The 1,248-nt window shown below is 58.2% G+C and carries 1 protein-coding gene; it reads right to left on the bottom strand.

Going from position 1 to position 1,248, the window contains the following annotated elements; genetic code table 11:
• Positions 1-31: 31 nt before the first annotated feature.
• A partial coding sequence (gene pheP / locus LDK53_RS22860; protein WP_225288156.1) for a phenylalanine transporter occupies positions 32-1,248 on the bottom strand: 1,217 nt, incomplete at its 5' end.

Here is a 1,248-nt window from a genome sequence, read left to right as displayed (position 1 = left end):
CCTCTCCCACAGGGAGAGGGAGAAAATCGTGCTACTTTTTCCGCGAGAGCTTGAACGCAATAAACAGGAATACGACCCACACCGGCAGCAGCAGCGCGGACAGGCGCATCGCATCCATGGTGCACATCAGCACCAGAATCAGCCCGAGGAAAGCGATACAGAGGTAGTTGCCCGCCGGGTAGAGCAGCGCCTTAAACTGCGTCTCACGCCCCTTGCGGCGCATGGCGGCGCGAAAGCGCAGGTGCGCCAGGCAGATCATGATCCAGTTCAGCAGCAGCGTGGCGACAACCAGCGCCATCAGCAAACCAAAGGCAGATTTCGGCAGCAGGTAGTTAATCAGCACCACCAGCGAGGTAATGGCCCCTGAGAGCAGCAGAGAGTTGACCGGTACGCCACGGCGGCTGACGCGGGTGAGGAACTTCGGCGCATTGCCCTGCACGGAGAGACCAAACAGCATACGGCTGTTGGAGTAAACGCCACTGTTATACACCGACAGCGAGGCCACCAGGATAACGAAGTTCAGCGCCGAGGCTACCACGTTGCTGTTCAGATCGTGGAATATCATCACAAACGGGCTGCTGTCAGATTTCACTTCCACCCATGGATAAAGCGCCAATAGCACGACCAGCGAACCGATGTAAAACAGCAGAATACGGTACACCACCTGGTTGACCGCTTTCGGAATGCTTTTATGCGGATCGCGCGCTTCAGCGGCGGTGATCCCAATCAGCTCCAGCCCGCCGAACGAGAACATAATGACCGCCAGGGAGAGGATCAGCCCCTTCCAGCCCGTGGCCAGGAAGCCGCCGTGCTGCCAGAGGTTGTCGATGGTCGCTCGTTCGCCGCCGTGACCGGAGAACAGCAGCCACAGGCCAAAGCCGATCATGCCGATGATCGCCAGCACCTTAATCAGCGCGAACCAGAATTCGGTTTCACCATACAGGCGTACGTTCACAAGGTTGACGGCGTTGATGATAATAAAGAAGGCAGCGGCCCAGACCCACGTCGGGACATCGGGCAGCCAGTACTGCATATAGATGCCTGCGGCGGTCAGTTCGGCCATTCCCACCAGCACAAACATTACCCAGTAGTTCCAGCCGGAGAGGAAGCCTGCGAACGGGCCCCAGTATTTATACGCAAAGTGTGCGAAGGAGCCTGAAACCGGCTCTTCAACGACCATCTCGCCAAGCTGGCGCATGATCAGGAAGGCGATAATGCCGGCAATGCCGTAACCGAGCAGCACCGCCG

This window comes from Enterobacter sp. K16B (assembly GCF_020216105.1).
GTDB classification, from domain to species: domain Bacteria; phylum Pseudomonadota; class Gammaproteobacteria; order Enterobacterales; family Enterobacteriaceae; genus Enterobacter; species Enterobacter sichuanensis.
The sequence above is the reverse complement of the archived record's forward strand: the minus strand, read 5'-3'. Positions and strand labels throughout refer to the sequence as shown.